General features: G+C 57.7%; 16 protein-coding genes and 1 tRNA gene. 4 read left to right on the top strand and 13 right to left on the bottom strand.

The window, feature by feature from the left end; translation table 11 throughout:
- Positions 1-75: 75 nt before the first annotated feature.
- Positions 76-1,911 carry an RNA polymerase sigma factor RpoD gene (gene rpoD / locus DXXMK7_RS02965; protein ID WP_033570667.1) on the top strand — a complete coding sequence of 612 codons (1,836 nt, stop codon included), beginning with the start codon at positions 76-78 and terminating at the stop codon, positions 1,909-1,911.
- Between the two features lie 262 nt (positions 1,912-2,173).
- Positions 2,174-2,249: transfer RNA gene (locus DXXMK7_RS02960), tRNA-Ile, on the top strand.
- 149 nt (positions 2,250-2,398) lie between these two features.
- Here the strand turns inward: DXXMK7_RS02960 and DXXMK7_RS02955 are convergent.
- Genes DXXMK7_RS02955 through DXXMK7_RS02940 form a run of 4 tightly spaced genes read right to left on the bottom strand, consistent with a single transcriptional unit; the run spans position 2,399 to position 5,539 of the window.
- Entirely contained in the window at positions 2,399-3,400 is a 1,002-nt protein-coding gene (locus tag DXXMK7_RS02955; protein WP_038917797.1) for an NADP-dependent oxidoreductase, read from the bottom strand.
- Between the two features lie 29 nt (positions 3,401-3,429).
- Complete coding sequence (locus DXXMK7_RS02950) at positions 3,430-3,834, bottom strand: hypothetical protein (RefSeq protein ID WP_038917796.1); 405 nt, start codon at positions 3,832-3,834, stop codon at positions 3,430-3,432.
- Between the two features lie 16 nt (positions 3,835-3,850).
- The gene (locus DXXMK7_RS02945; protein ID WP_038917795.1) at positions 3,851-4,663 is read right to left on the bottom strand and encodes an oxidoreductase; all 813 of its coding nucleotides are present in this window, start codon (positions 4,661-4,663) and stop codon (positions 3,851-3,853) included.
- 12 nt (positions 4,664-4,675) lie between these two features.
- A complete protein-coding gene (locus DXXMK7_RS02940; RefSeq protein WP_038917794.1) occupies positions 4,676-5,539 on the bottom strand; it encodes an SDR family oxidoreductase in 864 nt (287 codons plus the stop codon).
- Positions 5,540-5,650: 111 nt separating this feature from the next.
- Between DXXMK7_RS02940 and DXXMK7_RS02935 the strand changes: the two genes are divergently transcribed.
- A complete protein-coding gene (locus tag DXXMK7_RS02935) occupies positions 5,651-6,700 on the top strand; it encodes an aldo/keto reductase (RefSeq protein WP_038917793.1) in 1,050 nt (349 codons plus the stop codon).
- Positions 6,701-6,792: 92 nt separating this feature from the next.
- Positions 6,793-7,374, top strand: coding sequence for a TetR/AcrR family transcriptional regulator (locus DXXMK7_RS02930; protein ID WP_038917792.1), 582 nt, complete (start codon positions 6,793-6,795; stop codon positions 7,372-7,374).
- A 37-nt stretch (positions 7,375-7,411) separates the two neighbouring features.
- On the opposite strand, the gene DXXMK7_RS02925 is transcribed toward DXXMK7_RS02930, so the two are convergent.
- From DXXMK7_RS02925 to uhpA, 9 genes are all read right to left on the bottom strand, one after another.
- Positions 7,412-8,383, bottom strand: coding sequence for an FAD:protein FMN transferase (locus DXXMK7_RS02925; RefSeq protein WP_038917791.1), 972 nt, complete (start codon positions 8,381-8,383; stop codon positions 7,412-7,414).
- Positions 8,384-8,502: 119 nt separating this feature from the next.
- The gene (locus DXXMK7_RS02920; protein ID WP_038917790.1) at positions 8,503-11,280 is read right to left on the bottom strand and encodes a flavocytochrome c; all 2,778 of its coding nucleotides are present in this window, start codon (positions 11,278-11,280) and stop codon (positions 8,503-8,505) included.
- A gap of 696 nt (positions 11,281-11,976) precedes the next feature.
- Positions 11,977-13,413 (bottom strand): coniferyl aldehyde dehydrogenase, encoded by a 1,437-nt coding sequence (locus DXXMK7_RS02915; RefSeq protein ID WP_038917789.1) that lies wholly within the window; start codon positions 13,411-13,413, stop codon positions 11,977-11,979.
- Positions 13,414-13,573: 160 nt separating this feature from the next.
- Positions 13,574-14,623 carry an FAD:protein FMN transferase ApbE gene (gene apbE / locus DXXMK7_RS02910; RefSeq protein ID WP_038917788.1) on the bottom strand — a complete coding sequence of 350 codons (1,050 nt, stop codon included), beginning with the start codon at positions 14,621-14,623 and terminating at the stop codon, positions 13,574-13,576.
- A gap of 223 nt (positions 14,624-14,846) precedes the next feature.
- Positions 14,847-15,314, bottom strand: a complete 468-nt coding sequence (gene spy / locus DXXMK7_RS02905; protein WP_038917787.1) for an ATP-independent periplasmic protein-refolding chaperone Spy — start codon at positions 15,312-15,314, stop codon at positions 14,847-14,849.
- 282 nt (positions 15,315-15,596) lie between these two features.
- A complete protein-coding gene (gene uhpT / locus DXXMK7_RS02900) occupies positions 15,597-16,988 on the bottom strand; it encodes a hexose-6-phosphate:phosphate antiporter (protein WP_038917786.1) in 1,392 nt (463 codons plus the stop codon).
- A gap of 254 nt (positions 16,989-17,242) precedes the next feature.
- Positions 17,243-18,604 (bottom strand): MFS transporter, encoded by a 1,362-nt coding sequence (locus tag DXXMK7_RS02895; RefSeq protein ID WP_049842621.1) that lies wholly within the window; start codon positions 18,602-18,604, stop codon positions 17,243-17,245.
- Positions 18,604-20,115 (bottom strand): signal transduction histidine-protein kinase/phosphatase UhpB, encoded by a 1,512-nt coding sequence (uhpB, locus tag DXXMK7_RS02890; protein WP_038917785.1) that lies wholly within the window; start codon positions 20,113-20,115, stop codon positions 18,604-18,606. Before uhpB ends, DXXMK7_RS02895 begins: the two co-directional genes overlap by 1 nt.
- Entirely contained in the window at positions 20,115-20,705 is a 591-nt protein-coding gene (gene uhpA, locus DXXMK7_RS02885) for a transcriptional regulator UhpA (RefSeq protein ID WP_038917784.1), read from the bottom strand. The genes uhpB and uhpA overlap by 1 nt, the downstream gene beginning before the upstream one ends.
- Between the last annotated feature and the right edge of the window lie 410 nt (positions 20,706-21,115).

The following is a 21,115-nucleotide window of genomic DNA, read 5'->3' as shown; positions in this document are numbered from 1 at the left end:
TTCCCCTAATGTTATTGTTAGCGATTTACGCTGACCGACACCAACCCCAATATTCTGAAGTGTGGATACCGTCTTATGGAGCAAAACCCGCAGTCACAGCTCAAGCTACTTGTCACCCGTGGTAAGGAGCAAGGCTACCTGACCTATGCCGAGGTCAATGACCATCTGCCGGAAGATATCATCGACTCCGATCAGATCGAAGACATCATCCAGATGATTAACGACATGGGCATCCAGGTGATGGAAGAAGCACCGGATGCCGATGATCTGATGCTGGCTGAGAATACCGCCGATGAAGACGCTGCCGAAGCAGCGGCGCAGGTATTGTCCAGCGTTGAATCGGAGATTGGCCGCACGACCGATCCGGTTCGCATGTACATGCGTGAGATGGGTACCGTCGAACTGCTGACCCGTGAAGGGGAAATCGATATCGCCAAGCGAATCGAAGACGGTATCAATCAGGTTCAGTGCTCCGTAGCCGAGTATCCGGAAGCCATCACCTATCTGTTGGATCAATACGATCGCGTCGAAGCGGGAGAAAGCCGCCTGTCCGATCTGATCACCGGTTTTGTGGATCCGAACGCCGAAGAAGATCTGGCGCCGAATACCACGCCCGAGAACGCCGAATTGGCCGACGACGGCATGGATGATGACGACGACGAAAACGAAGAAGACGAAGACGACTCCGATGATGACAACAGCATCGACCCGGAGCTGGCGCGTCAGAAATTCACCGAGCTGCGCGATCAGTATGAAGCGACCCGCGTAAGCATCAAAGCGCATGGCCGCAGCCACCCGACCGCGATTGATGAAATCAATAAGCTGTCTGAAGTGTTCAAGCAGTTCCGTCTGGTGCCGAAGCAGTTTGACCTGCTGGTGAACAACATGCGCACCATGATGGACCGCGTGCGCACGCAGGAACGCCAGATCATGAAACTGTGCGTCGAGCTGTGCAAAATGCCGAAGAAAAACTTCGTAACGCTGTTCACCGGCAATGAAACCAACAGCAAGTGGTTCGACGCCGCGCTTTCCATGGGCAAACCCTGGTGCGAAAAATTGCGCGAAGTGGAAGACGACGTGCACCGCAGCCTGCAGAAACTGCAACAGATCGAAGAAGAAACCGGCCTGACCATCGAGCAGGTGAAAGACATCAACCGTCGCATGTCGATTGGTGAAGCCAAGGCGCGCCGCGCCAAGAAAGAGATGGTGGAAGCCAACCTGCGTCTGGTTATCTCGATCGCCAAGAAATACACCAACCGCGGCCTGCAGTTCCTGGACCTGATTCAGGAAGGCAACATTGGCCTGATGAAAGCGGTAGACAAATTCGAATACCGCCGCGGCTACAAGTTCTCCACCTACGCCACCTGGTGGATCCGTCAGGCGATCACCCGCTCCATCGCGGATCAGGCGCGCACCATCCGTATTCCGGTGCATATGATTGAGACCATCAACAAACTCAATCGTATTTCCCGCCAGATGCTGCAGGAAATGGGCCGTGAGCCGACGCCGGAAGAACTGGCCGAGCGTATGCTGATGCCGGAAGACAAGATCCGCAAGGTATTGAAGATCGCCAAAGAGCCGATCTCCATGGAAACCCCGATCGGCGATGATGAAGATTCGCATCTGGGGGATTTCATCGAAGATACCACGCTGGAACTGCCGCTGGATTCCGCAACGTCGGAAAGCCTGCGCTCCGCCACCCATGACGTGCTGGCCGGCCTGACCGCCCGCGAAGCCAAAGTGCTGCGTATGCGTTTCGGTATCGACATGAATACCGACCATACGCTGGAAGAAGTCGGCAAACAGTTCGACGTAACCCGCGAGCGTATTCGTCAGATCGAAGCGAAAGCGCTGCGTAAACTGCGTCACCCGAGCCGTTCCGAAGTACTGCGTAGCTTCCTGGACGATTAATAAGATTCTTTATTGAATCGGTGCTATCAACCCCCGGTCCCGACCGGGGGCTTTCTTTCTTATATCCGTGGTTACTCACTGCGTAACGCCAGACCAATACATTCTGGTCCCCTGCCTTTATTCACGATTACCGCCCTATCCCCACGGTAAATACAATGAATTCTTAATAATAACAATCTGCTGAATACTGGATATAAAACAACCATATGGCCGCCAGACTATAGACCCCACCAGCCGGATTACCTATAATCGAAGTATAATTGGCCCCTTAGCTCAGTGGTTAGAGCAGGCGACTCATAATCGCTTGGTCGTTGGTTCAAACCCAACAGGGGCCACCAGATTTCAGCAGAAAAATCATATAATTAAGCCACCTTTGACGGGTGGCTTTTTTACTAATGCAGCTTAGCGTGGCGATTCAATGCCAAAGTAGCACACAGGACCATCGGGCAGCTAAGCCGTCACGCATCCCTTCACCAACAGATAACCACTATCTCAATCTGACGACCACCTTACCTTTCGCCCGCCCGGTCTCAACGTAAGACAGCGCATCTGCCGTTGCATCAAATGGAAAGACCCGATCCACCACCGGCCTGATGATGCCTGACTCAATGAGAGCGCTAATTTCATCAAGCTGCTCTCCGCTAGCCCGCATAAAGACAAACGCATAACTCACGCCCTTCTGCCGGGCCTGCTTCCGGATACGGTGACTCAGGAGACGCATCACCTGTTTCAGTCCCCATGACAACCCCTGTTCTGTCGCAAACTCCGGTGCGGGCGGGCCGGAGATGGAGATGAGCTGCCCACCGGGTCTCAACACCCGCAGCGATTTTTCCAGCACGTCATTGCCCAAACTGTTCAGCACCACATCGTAGCCATGCAGTACGGTTTCAAAATCCTGCTTCCTGTAATCAATGACCACATCCGCCCCCAGCGCTTTTACCCATTCAACGTTACTCGTGCCGGTGGTGGTGGCGACGAAAGCGCCGAGATGTTTGGCAAGCTGGATAGCGATGGCGCCCACGCCGCCGGAGCCGGCATGAATCAGCACCTTCTGCCCTTTCTTCAACTTTGCGGTTTCAACCAACACCTGCCAGGCCGTCAGGCTGACCAGCGGAATAGAAGCCGCTTCTTCCATGCTGAGGTTGCCGGGTTTCAGCGCCAGCGAATCCTCTTTGACGGCGATGAATTCGGCAAAGGCGCCGATACGTTCCTGGTCTGGCCGTGCGTAGACCTCATCGCCCGGCCTGAATCGCGTTACCTTTGACCCGACGCGAACGACAACGCCTGCGACATCGTTTCCCAACGCCAACGGCAAACGATACGGCAGAATCAGCCTGAATTCGCCGTTCCTGATTTTGGCATCAAGCAGATTGACGCCGGCGGCATGAACCTGAATCAGGACGTCATCGCCCCGTAACTCCGGCTCAGGCATTTCGCCAATTCGTCCGCTGCTTCTGCGGCCATAGCGATCGATAATGAACGCCTTCATAAAGTGTTGCTCTCCAGAATGATTACCTATTAACGGCCTGCCCGCCCGCGGTTATCGGTACGAATGACGGAAAGAAAAGCCAGTGCGAGGACCACTTCTAACACGGCAGCCAGCAGGATCCCGCTATTGGCGTGTCCTGCAACAAACTCCCCCACCCCAAGCGTTGCAAGTATCATGCAAGTGACCACTACGCCCTTCATCAGGGATGAGCGGGCTGGCGATGGCGCTACATTTCTGGCCAGGAAGAACATGACGCCAACTCCGGCATACAGCGCCGCTGAACGACGACTAACCAGCCCCGCAGAACTATTGAAGTCAACGCCCCAACTGGCCAGCATCAGAGCTGGCACCGATATCCAGGCGACGGCGAGCACAAAGAACAGCAGCGCCGACAAGATAGCCAGCGGCCGGAATCTGAGTGATAAGACGGTCATATGCTGAGTTCCTAAGCTACGCATCAAGCTGCAAACTTTTGCGGATACCCGAGTCTAGTAAACCCGGCGCGAATCGGCGCAGCAGTCGCAGGCGAGCCGCGGCCGCGCCTGCCGTATAGCGAAGTTCCGGACGTTTTGCGCGGGCCGCTTTCAGTACAACCTCAGCTACCACAGCCGGATCATCCGCGCTCGCCATTGCCAGCCTCACCACCTTTTCCAGCGCCCGGCGTACCGGGGCGTATTCATCCAGCACCGCATCCGGCGGCACGTTGTTGGACTCGAACTGCGTTTTGGTATACGCAGGCTCAATGACCGAAACCCGGATACCGCGCGTGCGTAATTCGTGATCCAGCGCCTCTGAATAGCCTTCGACCGCATGTTTGCTGGCCGCGTAAAGCGCCACATAAGGCATCGGCACAACGCCGAGAATGGAACCGATGTTGATGATGCGGCCGCCGCCCTGTTGGCGCATGTGGGGCACCACGGCGCGGGTCATGCGGACAACGCCCAGAAAATTGGTGTCGAAGACCGCTTGCGCCTGTTCGATTGAGCTTTCTTCCGCCCCGGCCGGGCTAAGTCCAAAACCCGCGTTGTTCACCAGCAGATCGATACGCCCTTCCCGCCGGAGTAGCTCGCTCACGGCGGCGTCGACCGATTCATCAGAAGTCACATCCAGCGCCAGCAGATCAAACCGCCGCTGCCCGGCCTGAGCACCTCGTCTGCTGGTGCCGTATACCTTATAGCCGGCCTGTACCAGCCGTTCCGCTGTAGCTTCACCGATTCCCGATGAGGCGCCGGTAACCAGCGCGATGGGTTTATTTGATGTCATAAAATACCTTGTCTATTGCTTCGTCATCAGGCTGTCTGTTGCCTGAGTAAATAAAACCGGCGCGCTACGGACGCAATTCTGTATCGGCGAGTGCATCAGTCGATAACGTGCGGCGGCATTCGCCTGCGAAAACCCCGGCAGCATGGCTTGCCGGGCGTGTTGATAAGCATCCCATTGCCCGGCTTCGTGGAGCGGCGGGATAGTTACCGGCTCGCGGCGATCAAAACCAACCAGCGCGGCATCCACCAGTTCCTCAACTTCCATCACGGCGGGAAGCGTATTGATGTCGGTGCCTGAACGTTCCCAAATCTCTGTGCGCGTCGCCGCCGGAAGCACCGCCTGAACGTAGATGCCCCTGGGAGCCAGTTCGAGGCTGAGTCCCTGAGAAAGAAACAGCACAAACGCCTTGGTCGCACCGTAAACGGTCAACCCGAACTCCGGCGCCAAACCGACTACAGAGCCAATATTGATGATGGCGCCCCCGCCTGCCGTCGCCAGACGCGGTGCAACCGCGCTGGCAAGCCGCACCAGCGCCATCGTGTTGAGCGCGACAAGCCGCTCGATATCGTCCGTCGCCTGTTCAAGGAAGCTCCCACCGATATTCATACCCGCGTTATTCACCAGGATCCCGATATGGCTGTCTTCGCGCAGTCGCGTCTCCACCGCAGCAAGCTCGTCAGGTTGGGTAAGATCGGCGGGCAGGACATCAACCGTCACGCCGTAGTCCTGACGCAGGCGAACAGCCAGGGTATCCATCCGCGTATGGTCGCGGGCAACCAGCACCAGATCATGGCCGCGACGCGCAAAACGTTCGGCATAAACAGCGCCAATCCCCGATGACGCACCAGTGATGAGAACAGCAGGAGTGGTATTCATTCATTTATCCTTTTGTCAGCGTGAAGAAGGTGGATGTCGCACTTGCCAAATAGATGATGAATGACATATATAATAGATGTCAATCAACATTTAAATAAAAGGATCGATAGCATGCAATACACCACGTTTGGCCGAAACACAGGATTACGCGTCTCTGAACTGGCCCTCGGTACCGGTAACTTTGGCACCGGATGGGGTTATGGCTCAGAAAAAGAAGAAGCGAAACAGGTATTTGAACGCTACGCTGACGCCGGCGGCAATTTCATCGACACGGCAGACGCCTATCAGTTCGGCCAGTCTGAGCAGTTGGTAGGGGAGTTCATCGCTGCCGAGCGCGATCACTTCGTGGTCGCCACCAAGTATACCCTTGGCGCGGCGCCGACCCCGGATATCGCACAGACCGGCAACAGCCGCCGCAATATGATTTCCTCGGTGGAAAATAGCCTGAAACGGTTGAAAACCGATCGCATTGATGTGCTATGGGCACACTTTGACGACCAGTTAACCCCGCTTGAAGAGATCGTCCGCACCTTTGACGATCTGATCCGTGCCGGAAAAATTCAGTATGCCGGGCTATCCAATTTTCCTGCCTGGCGCATCGCCAGAGCGGATACGATGGCGGAACTGCGCGGCTGGTCGCGTATCGCCGGGATACAGGTGGAATACAGCCTGGCACAACGCACTGCCGAGCGGGAACTGCTGCCGATGGCGGAAGCGCTGGGGCTGGCGGCAACGCTCTGGTCGCCGTTGGGCGGTGGTCTGCTGACCGGAAAATACCGTCACAGCAATGAAGGGCGTCTGACGGGGTTTGGCGGCAGGTTGGTGCATATCGAGCGGGATACCGCGCTGCTGGATGAAGTCATCGCCGTATCACAGGAGCAACAGCGACAGCCCCTGCACATTGCCATCGCCTGGTTGCGACAGAAAGCGGCCCATTCCAGCACCAGTCTGATCCCCATTCTGGGTTCCCGCACCCGAAATCAGTTGGATGATACCCTCACAGCGCTGGAGGTGACGCTAAGCGATGAACAGATGGCGCGCCTTGAGATCGCCAGCGCCATTTCGCTCGGAACGCCGCACGATCAGATCGCCGGCAGTCTGCCCCGCGCTCAGGGCGGCGACAGCGCTCGCATCGCCAGTCTACGACCGCCGCGCGCCTGAACCGGTTGATCATTATTGATGAAGGGCATCATCTATTGAGTCTGGTATTTCCATGCCCTAAGATGATGCCCGTCCGATGAGAGGAGAAAGTCATGGCCCGTGTATCAAAACAGCAGATGGAGCGTAACCGCGAAGAAATTATTCAGGTTTCTTCACAGCTCTTTCGTGAACGTGGCCTGAATGGCGTCAGCGTGAATGATTTGATGGCGGCAGCCGGGTTAACCCACGGTGGTTTCTACGGACACTTTGCCTCCAAAGATGAACTGGCCGCTATCGCCAGCCGTAAAGCTCTTGAAGATTCCAGCACCCGCTGGCAGGCGCTCAGCCAACAGCCGGATCAACACAACCTGCGTACGCTGGTAGAAAACTACCTGTCTTCCGCCCACCGCGATGGCGTGAAGGACGGATGCGCGATCAGCGCGTTAGCCAGCGATGTGGCTCGGGAAAGCGAAGATAAGCCAGTACGCGAGGTGTATCTCAATGGCGTGAAAGCCATGCTGGGCAGACTGGAGTCCCTTTCCGATACGGAAGACGACGAACCGCGCAGGCAACAGGCGCTGACGCAGGTGGTTTTGTTGGCCGGCGCGCTGATGTTGTCACGCGCGACCGCCGGGGACCCATTGTCGGATGAGTTTCTCGCCGCAGCCAAAAAAGCGCTGCTGGGCGAAGAGTAACACTTTCGCATTCTCGCATTCTCGCATTCTCGCGCTATCACACCGCAGCCAGCTCGTACCCCGTATCCAGCAGCGTAAAAGCATACTGCCGCTGCGAGGAGAGAATCACCCGCCGGTCTTTGGTCACGAAAATGGCTTCGATATGCGGTAGCCGGGACAGGTAAGCCACGCCTTTTTCCACGCCCAGGCCGTAAATCAAGGTGGTGTAGATGTCCCCGTCGATGGAGGCATCGGAAATGATGGTCACGCTGAGCAGTTCGTTATCCAGCGGGTAACCGGTTTTCGGGTCGAGAATATGGTGATAAAGGCGGCCATCGCATTCGAAATAACGCTCGTAAATGCCGGACGTCACCACCGACTTGTTCGCCACGTGAACCACGCCGATCAGCTCGCCGTTGTCGCCAAACGGCTTTTGCAATCCTACCGACCAGCCCGCCTGACCGCCGCTTTTCGGTCTGCCAAGCGCCAGTACGTTGCCGCCCAGATTGATCAGCGCATGATAGACATGGTGCTGATACAGGAATTGCCTGACGACATCGGCGATATACCCTTTCGCGATCGCCCCCAGATCGATTTCCATCCCCGCTTTTTCCAGCCATACCGAGCAGTCCTGCGCATTGAGCACGACGTGGTGAGGGTCGGTCAGCGCCAGTAACGCCCGCAATTCGTCGGCGGGCGGCACGCTGTGGCCCTGAAAGCCGATTTTCCAGCGTTTCACCACCGGCCCGATGGTGAAATTGAAGCAACTGCCCTCCAGCAGGCTGACCTCTCTGGCGCGCTTAATCAGATTGAACAGCGGTTGGCTGACGACAACCGGGTGTTTGCCTGCGGCACGGTTGATGTCCATGACTTCGGAATCAGCCCGGTTAACGGTCAACGCATCCTCCAGTTGTTTAATGCGGCCAAACACCTGCGATGCCAGATGTTCATTCGGTTCAAACAATTTGAGAAGAATGGGCGAGCCCATGAGTACGGTGGAATAGACGTAAACCCGATCGTCTGACGGCATGGCGGATAGTCCTGGAAGAAAAGCGAATAATGCCTGCATCAGCAACGGTCGCTGACGCAGGCAATTCTTGCTTACAACGGCATTTACTTACAACTGCCTTTACTTATAACTGCCTTTACTTATAGCTGCACGTAAGATGCCGCGTTACGGCCCGCCTGAATACCAAAAACGATGATATCGGCGACGGCGTTGCCGCCGATGCGATTACCGCCGTGGATGCCACCCACCACTTCACCGGCGGCGAAGGCGCCCCGGATCACCCGTTTCTTGCTGTCCAGCACCGCGGTATCGGTGTTGATCACCACGCCGCCCATGGTGTGGTGCACGCCGGGCGCGATGCGGATAGCGTAGAACGGCCCCTGATTGATGGGGTGGCGCAATGCGGTTTTACGGCCGAAGTCGTCATCATGCTGCTTGTCGACAAACAGGTTGTAGCGTTCCAGCGTCGCCAGCAGAGCGTGGAAGTCGATAGACAGCTTGTCCGCCAGCTCGCGCGGAGAAGCGGCGCTCACCACAAAACCACGGGACAGATATTCGTCCGCCGCCTTGTTCTTCGCCCTCACCTGCTCGTCAAACAGGATATAGGCATACTTCTCCGGCAGGCCGATAATTGCCGCCGACACCTTGTCGCGGGTTTCCATCTCGTTAAAGAAGCGATGCCCCTGCTGGTTCACCAGAATCGCACCGCCGCCGCGGATGGATTCGGAGATCAGGTAAGACGTGGTCTGCTCGACCGTCGGGTGGATCTGAATTTCCCCCAGGTCGACGGTATCGGCGCCCACTTTCTCCAGAATCTCGATACCGCTGCCGGTAGCGCCTTGGTGGTTGGTGGTGACGAAGCCGTCCAGATCCGGGCGGTATTTCACCACCATCTCGCGGTTGGCGCTGAACCCGCCGGTGGCGACCACCACGCCTTTGGTGGCGATGGTCAGTTGTTCATTGTCCTCGTTAAGCACCCGTACACCGGTAATCGCGCCGGCGTCATGGACGATATCGATAACCGACGTATCCAGCATCACATCGATATTGCGCTTGTTGATGTTTTTCACCAGACCGCTGATCAGGAAGCCGCCTACCGCCGAACCATCCGCCGGGCGATGGGTGCGATCCACGCTCATCCCACCGGTAATGGTAATGTCGTTCAGTTCGATGCCGCGCTCCGCCAGCCACTCGATCGCCATCGGCGCACCTTCCACGAATCGTTTCAGCAATTCGGGATTATTTTTTAGCTTACCGCCTTTCAGAGTCTCCTCGTAGAACCGTTCCTTGTCGTCTACGATGCCTTTTATTTTCTGGAAACGAGTTCCTGCCGCGTTCATACCCACGGACGCCTTGATAGTGTTGCCGCCGATGCTGGACATCTTCTCGACAATCAGCACGTTGGCACCGTCATCGCAAGCCTGAATCGCCGCAGCCAGACCGGCGCCGCCGCTGCCGATCACCACCACGTCATAACGCTGCATGTCCGCCGGGTCGCCGCCTTCCGCCATAATCGCCGCTTTACAGGACTTAGCCAGCGCCTTGGACACCGCTTTTTTCACCGCTTCGCTCTGGGTGGTGGCGCCGGTGACCGCATCCACATGCGGGCTATTGGCGTCAAGAATACGGGAGCGGATAACCTCAAAGCTGCTGACGAAATCGGTATTCAGCTGCGAATTAGGCTCCAGCGTAACATCGGCGATGCGATCCGTTTCCAGGCTGACGTTGATCACCAGCTCGCCGGCGTCGTCCTGCACTTTCTCCTGAAACACGCCCGCCTTGAATTTTTTCGCCGACAAGCTCATGTCGCGGATCATCGCTTCCACCAGCGAGAAGCGCCACAGCGGTTCGGGAATGGTCAGGGCTTCACGTTGGGTGCTGTCGATAAACAGTTCGAGCTTCTGTTGATTGATGAGGCGATCGGTCCAGTCCGGATAGGCAATGCAGGCTTTCCCCACCGCCACCAGATCGTAACCGTGTTCCAGCGCCGCGTCGGCATCCGCTTTATTCACCACGCCGCCGACGCCGATTACCGGCACCTTAGCCAGCGTATCGGAACGCATGGCGACATATTTGCCAATCAACGGGGTGGGATCGGTGGTATCGACGATGGATGAGCGCAGAGTGTATCCCATAGAAAAATGCAGGTAATCCAGCCCACGCGCCGCCAGTTTTTCCAGCAGGTACAGGGTGTCGTCAAACCGGATGCCCGGCTCTTCGATTTCCTCCGGCGAGAAGCGATAGCCGATGATGAAGGACGCATCCGCATACTGGCGCGCCATCTTGTGGGTGATTTCCAGCACGGCGAGCGGGAATCTGGCGCGATTGTCGCGGCTGCCGCCCCATTCATCGGTGCGCTGGTTGGAGTTCGGGGAGTAAAACTGCTGAATCAGGTAGGTATTGGCGCCGTGGATTTCCACGCCGTCGAAGCCGGCTTCAATGGCGCGGCGCACCCCTTCGCCAAATTTGGCGATCATGGCTTCCACCTCTTCGCCCGTCAGCGCGACCGGAACAGCCGCCCCTTCGCGCGGCGCGGCAACGGCGCTCGGCCCGACCGGCGACTGGCCGCCAATCAGTTTCGGCTCCACCATGCGCCCGCCGTGGTAGATCTGCAAAATGGCTTTCGAGCCCTTTTCCTTGATGGCCGAGGCGACTTTCGCCAGTCCGGCGATCTTGTCGTCGTTGTCGATGCCAATCGCGCCCGGAAACGCCAGCCCTTTATCATCGATAAAGCAGCACTCCACAATCACCGCGCCGATGCTGCCGGCACGCACCTGATAGTACTCCACCAGCTCTTTGGTGACGGTTCCGTCATAAAAGCCGGTGCAGGTGGTCATCGGTGCCATCAGGAGACGATTTTTAAGCTCGACGCCATTTGGCAAGATAAACGGACTCAACACCTGGTCGTTAATGTTCATAGTCAGTGACTCCATAATTACAAATATTTCATAGGCTTTAAATTTGTTATCGGTTTATTGTTTTTTATTTTGCTTAGCGGGCCGATGTCATAACGTTAATATGATTGGCTTTTTAGTTTATAAATAATCAAATTAGTTAATTAACTAATATTCCACTATTATGTCATAGCGTTGTTTAAATACTGATTCAGTAAAAAATAAACCATTCACATTCGGTTAAAATAAAGTAACGCTTTATTTACCTGAATATGCCGCACCCCGAATATATGTGCTATACCCTAAATAATTCGAGTTGCAGGAAGGCGGCAACCAAGTGAATCCCCTGGAGCTTACATCAGTAAGTGACTGGGGTGAGCGAGGGCAGCCAACGCATCTGCAACTTGAAGTATGACGGGTATATTCTTCAGGTTACCGCGCCATGAACCCAGACCAAAGCCAGCCCAGACTGCTCATACGCCACATGGCCATGCGCTGTTGAACGATGTCAGCCGCCTCTGCCGGGGCAATCTTAAATATGACCAATCACGCTTAATAAATAAAACACCGGTTCATTATTATTCGCTCCAGAATACCTTTAATAATTAACCTTGTTTTTTGTAAGTCTATTGCATCTGACAACCCGGTTATTTATTACCACCCTGAGAGTGGGCCGATATAAAAAAGCCGCCTGATGGCGGCTCATATAAATGATTACGCTCAGGCCATGTCCTCGTCGATTAATTGCGCCACCCTCCGGCGGGACGCTTCGTCAAACGGCGCACGCATCAGCAGATTCGATTCTCCCCCGGCGCTCTGATAAAACACCGGCCGCGCGTGCGAGAACCGTTTGAAACCGATATCGCCGTGATAAGCCCCTATCCCCGACGCGCCAACGCCGCCGAACGGAATGTCATGCACCAGCACATGGCTCATCACGTCATTGATCACCAGCGCGCCGGATAGCGTGCGGTGCCGGATCTGCCCGATCTCTTGCGGGCTCTCGCCGAAATAGTAAGCGGCCAGCGGACGATCCATCCCGTTGATGATCGTCAGGCACTGCTCGATATGGTCGTAGGCGATCACCGGCAACAGCGGTCCGAAGATTTCCTCCTGCATAATGCGGGCGGTGGGCGGCGGGTTGATTACCAGCGTCGGCGCCATACGTCGACGCGGCAAATCGTCTACCTCCTCCGTCGCGCGCACCAGTGTCGCCCCCTGATGACGCGCGTCATCCAGCAGCGCTTTCAGCCGTGCGGTCTGGCGGGCATTAACCACGGAGGTGTATTCGCGGTTTTCGATAAACGCCCCGTAGGTCTGGCGCAGAAACACGCAGGCCTGTTCGACCAACGCCGGCAGATCATCCCGGTGCACCAGCACATAGTCGGGCGCAATACAGATTTGCCCGGCATTAAACGTTTTGACGGTCATGATGCGCTGCGCCGCCAGTACGATATCGCTGCCGCGCGACACGATGACCGGCGATTTGCCGCCCAGCTCCAGCGTCACCGGGGTGAGGTTTTCCGCCGCGGCCTTCATCACCTGCCTGCCGGTAGCGGTGCTGCCGGTAAACACCAGATGATCGAACGGCAGCGACGAGAAGTGTATTGACGCGTCAACACCGCCCTGCAACGTCGAGATTTCGTCTTCGGCGAACCGTTCCGCAATCAGCCGACACAGCAGCCGGCTACCGTTTTCAGCCAGTTCGGAGGGCTTAATCATCGCCCGGTTGCCGGCGGCGATCACCCCGGCCAGCGGGCCAAACGTGAGCACCAGCGGGAAATTCCACGGACTCATGACGCCAATCACCCCCAGCGGTTTGTACTCCACCACCACCCGGGTGCCGGGAAACGGCGAGGTTCCCTGCTCTTCCTCCGCCCATTGCTCCAGATGGCGCGCCGCGTGGCGCAGCGCATCAATCGAGCCGAGAATATCGGAAATCAGCGTGTTGCCGGGAGCGCGGTAGCCGAAATCCTGGCTGTAGGCGTCGCACAGCTCATCCTGATGCGCTTTCAGCAATTCAATACAGCGATTCAGAATGGAAATACGTTCGGGGATTGTCAGCGGACGGTCGGTGGCGGCCGCGTGCATACGAGAAAGGTGCTGTGCAATAACATCAGCCGAAACAGGCTGATTATTAAGAATAAAATGACTCATGACGACTCACTTAACAAACATGGGAAATGGCGCCTTCTGAAAAGAAGGATGCGGAGATATGAATTTGATAAGTAAGTAGCCGGGGCGGATTGTACGTGCGCGGCGCCGGATTATCCAGCACTAACCGAGCCTGATGAGAGGCATCAGGCTCGTTGTCTGATTACGGCGTCGGCAACAGAAACGCCTTGAACTGCGGCGTCATGACGGCCTCAAACCCTTTATCGGTTTTGGTGATCAAATAGACCGCCAGTCCTTGCTGTTCCGCCAGTTTCAGCGCCTTTTCGGTGCCCAGCACCATCAGCCCGGTATCCCAGCCATCCGCCTCCAGCGCGGTTCTGGCAATCACGGTGGCGGAAACCAGCTGATGCGTAATCGGCCGACCGGTGGCCGGGTCGATGACATGAGAATAGCGTTTGCCGTCCTGCTCAAAATAGTTGCGATAGCTGCCGGAAGTGCTGATGCCGTAGCCCTGCAGGTCTACCGCCGCCTGAATGGCATTCTCCTTGTCGGTAGGTTTCTGAATGGCGACCCGCCAGGGCTGCCCCTGACCGTTGACGCCGCGGCTGGAAATCGCGCCGCCCACCGACACCAGATAGTTGGTGATGCCTTTGCGGGTCATCAGTTGCGCCAGCAGGTCCGCACCGTAACCCTCGCCCATAGTAGACAGATCCACATACAGGCCCGGCAGATCTTTCTGCAACCATTCGCCCTGATGATTGCTGATCAGGCGTAGGTGGTTCAGCCCCACTTTCCGTCGCGCATCATCAATCTGCTGCTGGCTGGGAATCGCCACCGGCTGCTTCTGCGGCCCGAATCCCCACAGGTTGACCAGCGGCCCCACCGTGATATCCATCGCCCCGCCTGTCGCCCGGCCGATGCGCTGCGCGGCCAGAATGATATCCGCCATGCCATTGCCGATAGGCTGCGGGTCAGTACCGGTGTCGCGGTTAAAACGGGACAACACCGAGTCGTTACGGTAGGTGGAAATGTCGTTGTTGGCCTGTTCCAGCAAGGCGTCGATCTCCTGCTGCAACTGTTGCCGGTCTTCCGGCAATTCTCCGCTGATCTTCACGCTATAGAAGGTACCCATCGTTTTACCCTCAAACGTGGTAAACGGACGTGAGCTGTCCGCGGTCGCCCCCGGTTTGCAGGCGCTCAGCACGCTGAGCACAGCCAGAAAAAGGATGGATTTTAAGGCGGAAAACGCCATGAGCCGCACTCCCTGAATCACAATGACGCGCTATTGATAGAGCAAGATCGGGCGATTGAAAAGTGCTGATGGGGAAAAACCTGTCTGAACGCAAGAGATCGGCCAAAAGCGGTGTGCCGGTCGGCCAGGCTGGCGCAGAAAAACCGCGCAGAAAGATGAGCGCTTGCGGCGATAAAGACGAAACGCGCCAGCAGGCGCGTTTCGGGTATATCAGGCTAGACGGTTATTGCGGCGCTTTTGCCGGCGCCGGTTCTTTCAGGTGTTTGGCAAAGTTGTCGTTGAACTGCTTTTTCTGTTCCGGCGTCAGCACGTTGTACATCTTGTTCTGGATTTCCAGACGTTTCAGCATATGGGCTTTGCTGGTTTCAGCCATTTTGTTGGCCACCGCTTCGGCTTTGGCTTGATCAAAGCTGTCGGCGGCAATCAGGCTGTGCCATTCAGTGCGTTCCTCAGCCGAAGGCCGCTCACGGTCCTGTTTAGCGTTCTCCATGATGTCACGCATTTTCTGGCGCTGTTCATCGGTCAGATTCAACCCTTTGAACATCATGTTCTTTTCCATGCCGCGCTCGCCGTCATGATGCTTCATCATACGCGCGCCCTGATCCGGCGGGGTATTATCCTGAGCGTAGGCGAACCCGGCGCTACTCAGCGCCAGCGCAGAGGCAATCACAATCGCAGTTAACTTAGACATAAGACCTTCCTTCACGTTACGGTTTTAATTATTAACGCACCGGAATGCGTCAACCTTTGCGATGCAGTATAGGCCGGGGAATTTCAGTTAACCGGGGGCTAGGGTAAAGCTTTGCAAGGGAGATATTCACAATTGCGCCAATTGTGGAGAAAGCGGAAATATTCCGTAAGAGGCCGGTCAGAAGAACAGAGCAACGGCGCTGGCCCACCGGTGAAAGCCGCTGGCAGGCCGCCGCGCCGTGGCTCGTCACCCGCCGCCGGCAATGCACCGGCGGCGGCGTCATCAGGCGGCTTGCGTCTGACGCAGGCGTTTTTCGCGGCGGATTTTGCGCTCTTCCATCACCGCTACCAGCGCCATCAGGCAGATACAGCCGATCGCGGCGGCGTCCAGCGCGGCAAAGGTGCCCGCCCAGCCGGTCAACCCGAAAATCGGGGTGCCGTCGGCGATCATGCCCAGCCCCAGCTTGGCGAAGCTGTCGCCAATCAGATAGGCGAAGGTGCCTTTGATGCCGTCGGCGGCGCTGATGGCTTTCTTCGGCACAAAACCGACGGCGGCCACGCCAATCAGCAACTGCGGGCCGAACACTAAAAAGCCCAGCGCAAACAGCGACGACAGATAAACATACTGGTTGCTGGCATGCTGATAGACGCCAAGCGTCACGATGATCAACGCCAGCGCGATGCAGGCCACCAACCCGCGGCGACCGTTGGCGAGATCCGACAGCCAGCCCCACAGCAGCGTACCCACCAGCGCACCGGCCTCGAACAGGGTAAAGCCCTGAATCGCCACCGCTTTCGGCAGTTTCAGTTCCTGATAGGCGTAAACCGTGGACCACTGGTCGATGCCGATGCGCACCACATACAGAAAGATGTTGGAGAAGCACAGCAGCCAGATCACTTTGTTTTTCAACACATACTCGACGAAGATCTGCCATTTGGTCATGGCGCCGTCTTCCGTCTCCTTGTCTTCTTCGGAGATAGCCTCGTCAAACAGCTCTTCGGCTTTCCCCAGGCCGTAGGCTTCCGGGGAGTCGCTGCCGAAACGCAGGCCGATGAAGCCGACAATCAGCGCGATGATCGACGGGAAGATAAACATCCCGATTACATGGCCGTCGAACAGGTAGTTAGCGCCGAACAGCGCTACGCCCGCCGCGCCCGCGCCGCCGAGGTTATGAGAAATGTTCCACAGCCCCAGATAGGTGCCGCGTTTGCGGCGCGGCGTCCACTTGGTGATGGTGGAGTAGCTACACGACCCGCCGGTGCTCTGGAAAAAGCCGCTCAGCGCATAACACGCGATCATCAAAAACAGGCTCACGGACCCCGTCCCCATGCTGGCGCTGAAACCGAGCATGCAAATGGCGGACAGGATCAGCATAAACGGCAGGAACTGCTTGGTGTTTTTGCCGTCCGCATAATAGGACACCAGCGTTTTCCCAACGCCGTAGGTTATCGAAAAACCGAGGCCAATCATGCCAAGCTGCGTCATGCTCAACCCGTAGGTGCTGATCATGTCGTTCTGCGCGATGTTGAAGTTCTTACGGATCAAATACATGGTCAGGTAGCCGATGAACACCACCAGATAAGACTGCATGAACGGCTTGAACCACATTTTACGCCGCACATCGAGCGGCAGATCCAGCGTCGGTTGACGCACCTGGGTTAAAAAGTTAAGCATGATGTTTCCTCTTACAGGACGAAACGGCTTGCGGCCTTATCTCGCCCGCATGGGCTTTGTTTTAGGTGATTTGTTTTTGGGTAATTCGTTTTGGGTGATTCGCTTTGAATGATTTGTTTTGAGTGATTTATTTTGAATGATTTATTTTGAATGAATTGTAAAAAAGCCCGCGAATGCGGGCCTGAGGGAACGTCCTGCTTCAACTAGGAAATTTTCCCGGTTTTCGCCGATTCAGCGCAAAAGGGTGAAGCGAATCACGTTATGTCGGCCGCGGCGCGCGGCGACGAGGCGCGCAGGAAAGGCAACAGCAGTAGCGCCGAGACGCCGGCGGCCACCGCAATCACCGCGAAAAAGCCGCTCCAGTGCCACACATCCATGATGCGCGCCAGCGGCCAGCCGGACAGCGACGCGCCAAGATAGGCGAACAGCCCCACAAATCCGGTGGCGGCGCCGGCGGCGTCTTTGTGGGAGCATTCGGCGGCCGCCATGCCAATCAGCATTTGCGGGCCGAAGACGAAGAAACCGGTGGTGAAGAAGCAGGCGGCCTGCATCACGTAGCTGGCGAACGGCATCAGCCACAGCGAACCGACGGACAGTAAAATGCCGGCGGCGAAGATCAGGTTCATCGGGCCGCGGTTGCCGTTAAACAGCTTGTCCGATCCCCAGCCGGCCACCAGCGCGCCGATAAACCCGCCCAGTTCGAACATGGTCACCGCCGAGTTGGCGGTCACCAGATCGACCCCCAACGTTTCCGACATGTAGAGGTTGCCCCAGTCGTTGATGGCGGCGCGCACCACGTACACCAGCACATAACAGCAGGCCAGCAGCCAGATATACGGATTGGTGAACACGTATTTATGCAGGATTTCCCGACGCGACAGCCCGGCGCCCTCCCGCTGCTGGGCGATCTCCAGCGCATCCTGACGCCACTCGCCCACGCTTGGCAGGCCGAGGGTCTGCGGCTTGTCGCGCAGTCGCCAGCATAAAAACAGCCCGGCGACGATCGCCAGCGAACCGGCGATCATCATCCCGGCGCGCCAGCCGTAATGCAGCGCCGCCGCTCCCACCACCATCGGGATCAACGCACCGCCCACGTTATGCGCGGTATTCCACAGCGCCCACCAGCCGCCGCGCTCGGTGCGCGAATACCAGCTGGTGAGCAGCCTGGCGCACACCGGCGCGCCCCAGCCCTGAAAAAAGGCGTTCGCCATCCACAACGCGGCGAAGGCCCACAGCGACGAGGAAAAGCCAAACAGAATATTCACCACGCCGGTCGCCAGCAGGCCGATGCCCATAAAGTAGCGGGCATTGGAACGGTCGCTCACGATGCCCGAGAGGAATTTCGACGCCCCGTAGGTCACGTAAAACAGCGTCGCCAGCATCCCGATATCGGTACGCGCCATCAGCCCGCTGGCGAGGATTTCCGGCACCGCGGCGTTAAAACTTTTACGGGTGAAGTAAAACAGCGCATAGCCCAGATATAGCGTCATCAGGATATGCCGACGCCAGTAACGGTAGGCTTCATCAATGGCCTGACGGTCGGCCAGCGGCGGCGCGCCGGCGGGAATTTTAAGGAAACGCGTATTCAGGAAACGAATGTTCAGAAAGCCGGACATCAAGACTCCTCGCTGGCTGGCAGCGGCAGGATGACGGTTAAACGGGTGCCATGAGTACAGGAAAGCTGCAAGGTGCCGCCCAGCGCCGTGACGCGCTCGCGCATCCCGAGCAGGCCAAAGCCTTCCGCGCCGGAACCCGGCGGCAGCCCGCCGCCGTCGTCCTCGATCACCAGCGTCAGTCGCTCGCCCTGCTGCCAGACCTGCAACGTCACCGCGCTGGCGTTGGCGTGTTTCACAATATTATTCAGCCCTTCCTGACACACGCGAAACAGCGTTACCCGCAGCCCTTCGCCGAGCGACGCTTCGTCAATGTGCCAGGCGAGATGGCTGACGATGCCATTCGCTTCCAGCTCCATCTCGCGCATCAAAGAACGCACCGCCTGCTCCAGAGTGAGATCGTCCAACTGGCGCGGACGCAGGCGACCCATCAGCCGGCGCACCGAATCATACACCCCGAGCGATAACTGCTCGATGAGCGCGCCGCTCTGCCGCACGTTGCGGTTCTCCGGCGCCAGCCGTTGCAAAATGCCCGCCTGCGTACGAATCGCGGTGATGGTCTGGCCGATGTCGTCGTGCAGCTCCCGCGCGACGTCGCGCCGCACGTATTCTTCCGTCGCCAGCAATCGTTCCGCCAGACGGCGATTACGCGCCAGCTGATTTTGCAGCGACAGGTTCAGCTCGCGCAGGCGCTGGATGCCGGCGCCGAGCAGCAGCCCGGTCAGACTCTGAGCCAGCAGCGACAGCAGCAAATCCACCGGATGTTCATGCCAGGTCTGGCTGGCGATCAGCGCAATGGCGTTCATCAGCGTGGCGATCAGCGCGCCTTGCCAGCCATAGTGCCAGGCGAGCGCAATGATCGGCAGCGCCAGACAGAACGGGGTAAAGCGCGACAGCTCCGCCGGCAACCCCAGTTGCAGCCACAGGCTCACGACAAACAGCAGCAAATACCAGAGCAGATGGCGCCCGCGCCAGTTCACCGGCTGGGAAACCAGCGACGGCCCGAGCGGCAGCCAGGTAGAACTGGACAGATAGTGCCAGATAAGCAAACAGGTGGGCGAAAGCGTCAGTCCGCCGGTCAGGGTCAGCAGCAACACCGTGAGCGCGTCCTCGCCGCGGCCGAGCCACGGCAGGGATTGCAGCAGCGCCGCCGCAATCAGCGCGCCGCCCTGCCACAGCAGCGTGTGCCAGTCATCCTGACGCGCCCGCCGCGATGCCAGCATCACCGGCAGCAGCGCCAGTACGCTGCCCGTCAACAGCAGCGGCAAATGCGCCAGCGCCACTTCCTTCGCCAGCCAGACCAGAAGCAACCACTCGCTGCCCAGCAGCACCGGCCAGAAACGGCGCGGCGATTGCAGCATCAGCCCCAGCCGCAGGCCGAAAGGAAACAGCAGCGCGGCCAGATCCGGGCGCGTCACCAGATGCAGGCTGATGCTCCACAGGCAAAACCACGCGGCGGAGAAGATAAAACAGCTGGCGAAGGCGGCGATAAGCCAGGTAGCAATCGGGCGCATCACCAACCATCAAACATGCGGCGGGCCAACTCCACGTCGTTGCTGACGCCCAGTTTTTCCATCAGGTTGGCCCGGTGAACGTGTACCGTTTTCGGCGACAACCCCAGTTCGGCGGCGATGGCTTTCACCGCCATCCCCTGCGCCAGCTTTTCCGCTACCTGACGCTCACGACGCGTCAACGGATCTCGCCGGCCCGACGCCAGTTTCAGCGCGATATCCGGCGTCAGGTAACAGCCGCCGCCCGCGACGGTGCGCACCGCCGCGATCAGCTCATCCGGGCTACAGCGTTTAGAGAGAAAACCGCGCGCCCCGGCGTTCAGCGCCTGTTCTATCAGCGCCGGGCTGTCGTGTACCGATAGCATAATCACCGCCATGCCTTTCGGCAGTTGACCGAGCAGTTCAAGCCCGGAGAGATCCGGCATCGAAATATCGCAGATGCAAACCTGCACGCCCCGCCCCGGCAACCCGGCGAGCGCCTCGCGCCCGGAGCCGAATTCCCCCACCACCTGCATATCGGGCTCAAGCCCCAGCAGTTGGGCAAAACCGGAACGGACAATAAGGTGATCGTCGATAAGAGCGAGGGTAATCATGGTTGAACCTGGGTGACCGAGAGGCGCTTACCTTAGCGTTAAGACCTGGCGTGTTCAAGGGTTGAGCAATCAGGTGTTGAACTACCCGGCATGGAGCTATCAGCTAATGAGTAAAACGGGCTGTCGCCAGCCCGTTTGGATTGCTGACAAAGTCCTTAGTACAAGATGAAGCATTTTCCCGGCGTCAAAAACTGCGCTGAGGTGGGCGACTTCGCCGGGTGAGCGACAGGACGTCGCGAAAGCCCGTGCCGCTCCGGACAAAAACGTCGGGAACGTTTTTGAACAGCGTTTACGCTGGCCCGAAGGGCGAGCCCCAGGGATGGGGCGAGTAACCGCGTCACGGGCGGCCCGAACAGCGAAGGCGAACGCCGAAGGTAGCGCGCAGCGCCGCAGTTTAGCCTCCAGCCAGT

The organism is Dickeya sp. MK7 (assembly GCF_000406305.1).
GTDB classification, from domain to species: Bacteria; Pseudomonadota; Gammaproteobacteria; order Enterobacterales; family Enterobacteriaceae; genus Dickeya; species Dickeya fangzhongdai.
This window is presented reverse-complemented; position numbering and strand designations above follow the sequence as displayed.

Excerpts from the sequence above, each read along its gene's own strand:
- uhpT (WP_038917786.1), bottom strand. The coding sequence starts at position 16,988 with ATGCTTAACTTTTTAACCCAGGTGCGTCAACCGACGCTGGATCTGCCG.
- uhpB (WP_038917785.1), bottom strand. The coding sequence starts at position 20,115 with ATGCGCCCGATTGCTACCTGGCTTATCGCCGCCTTCGCCAGCTGTTTT.
- uhpA (WP_038917784.1), bottom strand. The coding sequence starts at position 20,705 with ATGATTACCCTCGCTCTTATCGACGATCACCTTATTGTCCGTTCCGGT.
- spy (WP_038917787.1), bottom strand. The coding sequence starts at position 15,314 with ATGTCTAAGTTAACTGCGATTGTGATTGCCTCTGCGCTGGCGCTGAGT.
- DXXMK7_RS02920 (WP_038917790.1), bottom strand. The coding sequence starts at position 11,280 with ATGAACATTAACGACCAGGTGTTGAGTCCGTTTATCTTGCCAAATGGC.
- apbE (WP_038917788.1), bottom strand. The coding sequence starts at position 14,623 with ATGGCGTTTTCCGCCTTAAAATCCATCCTTTTTCTGGCTGTGCTCAGC.
- DXXMK7_RS02940 (WP_038917794.1), bottom strand. The coding sequence starts at position 5,539 with ATGAATACCACTCCTGCTGTTCTCATCACTGGTGCGTCATCGGGGATT.
- DXXMK7_RS02950 (WP_038917796.1), bottom strand. The coding sequence starts at position 3,834 with ATGACCGTCTTATCACTCAGATTCCGGCCGCTGGCTATCTTGTCGGCG.
- DXXMK7_RS02935 (WP_038917793.1), top strand. The coding sequence starts at position 5,651 with ATGCAATACACCACGTTTGGCCGAAACACAGGATTACGCGTCTCTGAA.
- rpoD (WP_033570667.1), top strand. The coding sequence starts at position 76 with ATGGAGCAAAACCCGCAGTCACAGCTCAAGCTACTTGTCACCCGTGGT.
- DXXMK7_RS02945 (WP_038917795.1), bottom strand. The coding sequence starts at position 4,663 with ATGACATCAAATAAACCCATCGCGCTGGTTACCGGCGCCTCATCGGGA.
- DXXMK7_RS02930 (WP_038917792.1), top strand. The coding sequence starts at position 6,793 with ATGGCCCGTGTATCAAAACAGCAGATGGAGCGTAACCGCGAAGAAATT.
- DXXMK7_RS02915 (WP_038917789.1), bottom strand. The coding sequence starts at position 13,413 with ATGAGTCATTTTATTCTTAATAATCAGCCTGTTTCGGCTGATGTTATT.
- DXXMK7_RS02955 (WP_038917797.1), bottom strand. The coding sequence starts at position 3,400 with ATGAAGGCGTTCATTATCGATCGCTATGGCCGCAGAAGCAGCGGACGA.
- DXXMK7_RS02925 (WP_038917791.1), bottom strand. The coding sequence starts at position 8,383 with ATGCCGTCAGACGATCGGGTTTACGTCTATTCCACCGTACTCATGGGC.
- DXXMK7_RS02895 (WP_049842621.1), bottom strand. The coding sequence starts at position 18,604 with ATGTCCGGCTTTCTGAACATTCGTTTCCTGAATACGCGTTTCCTTAAA.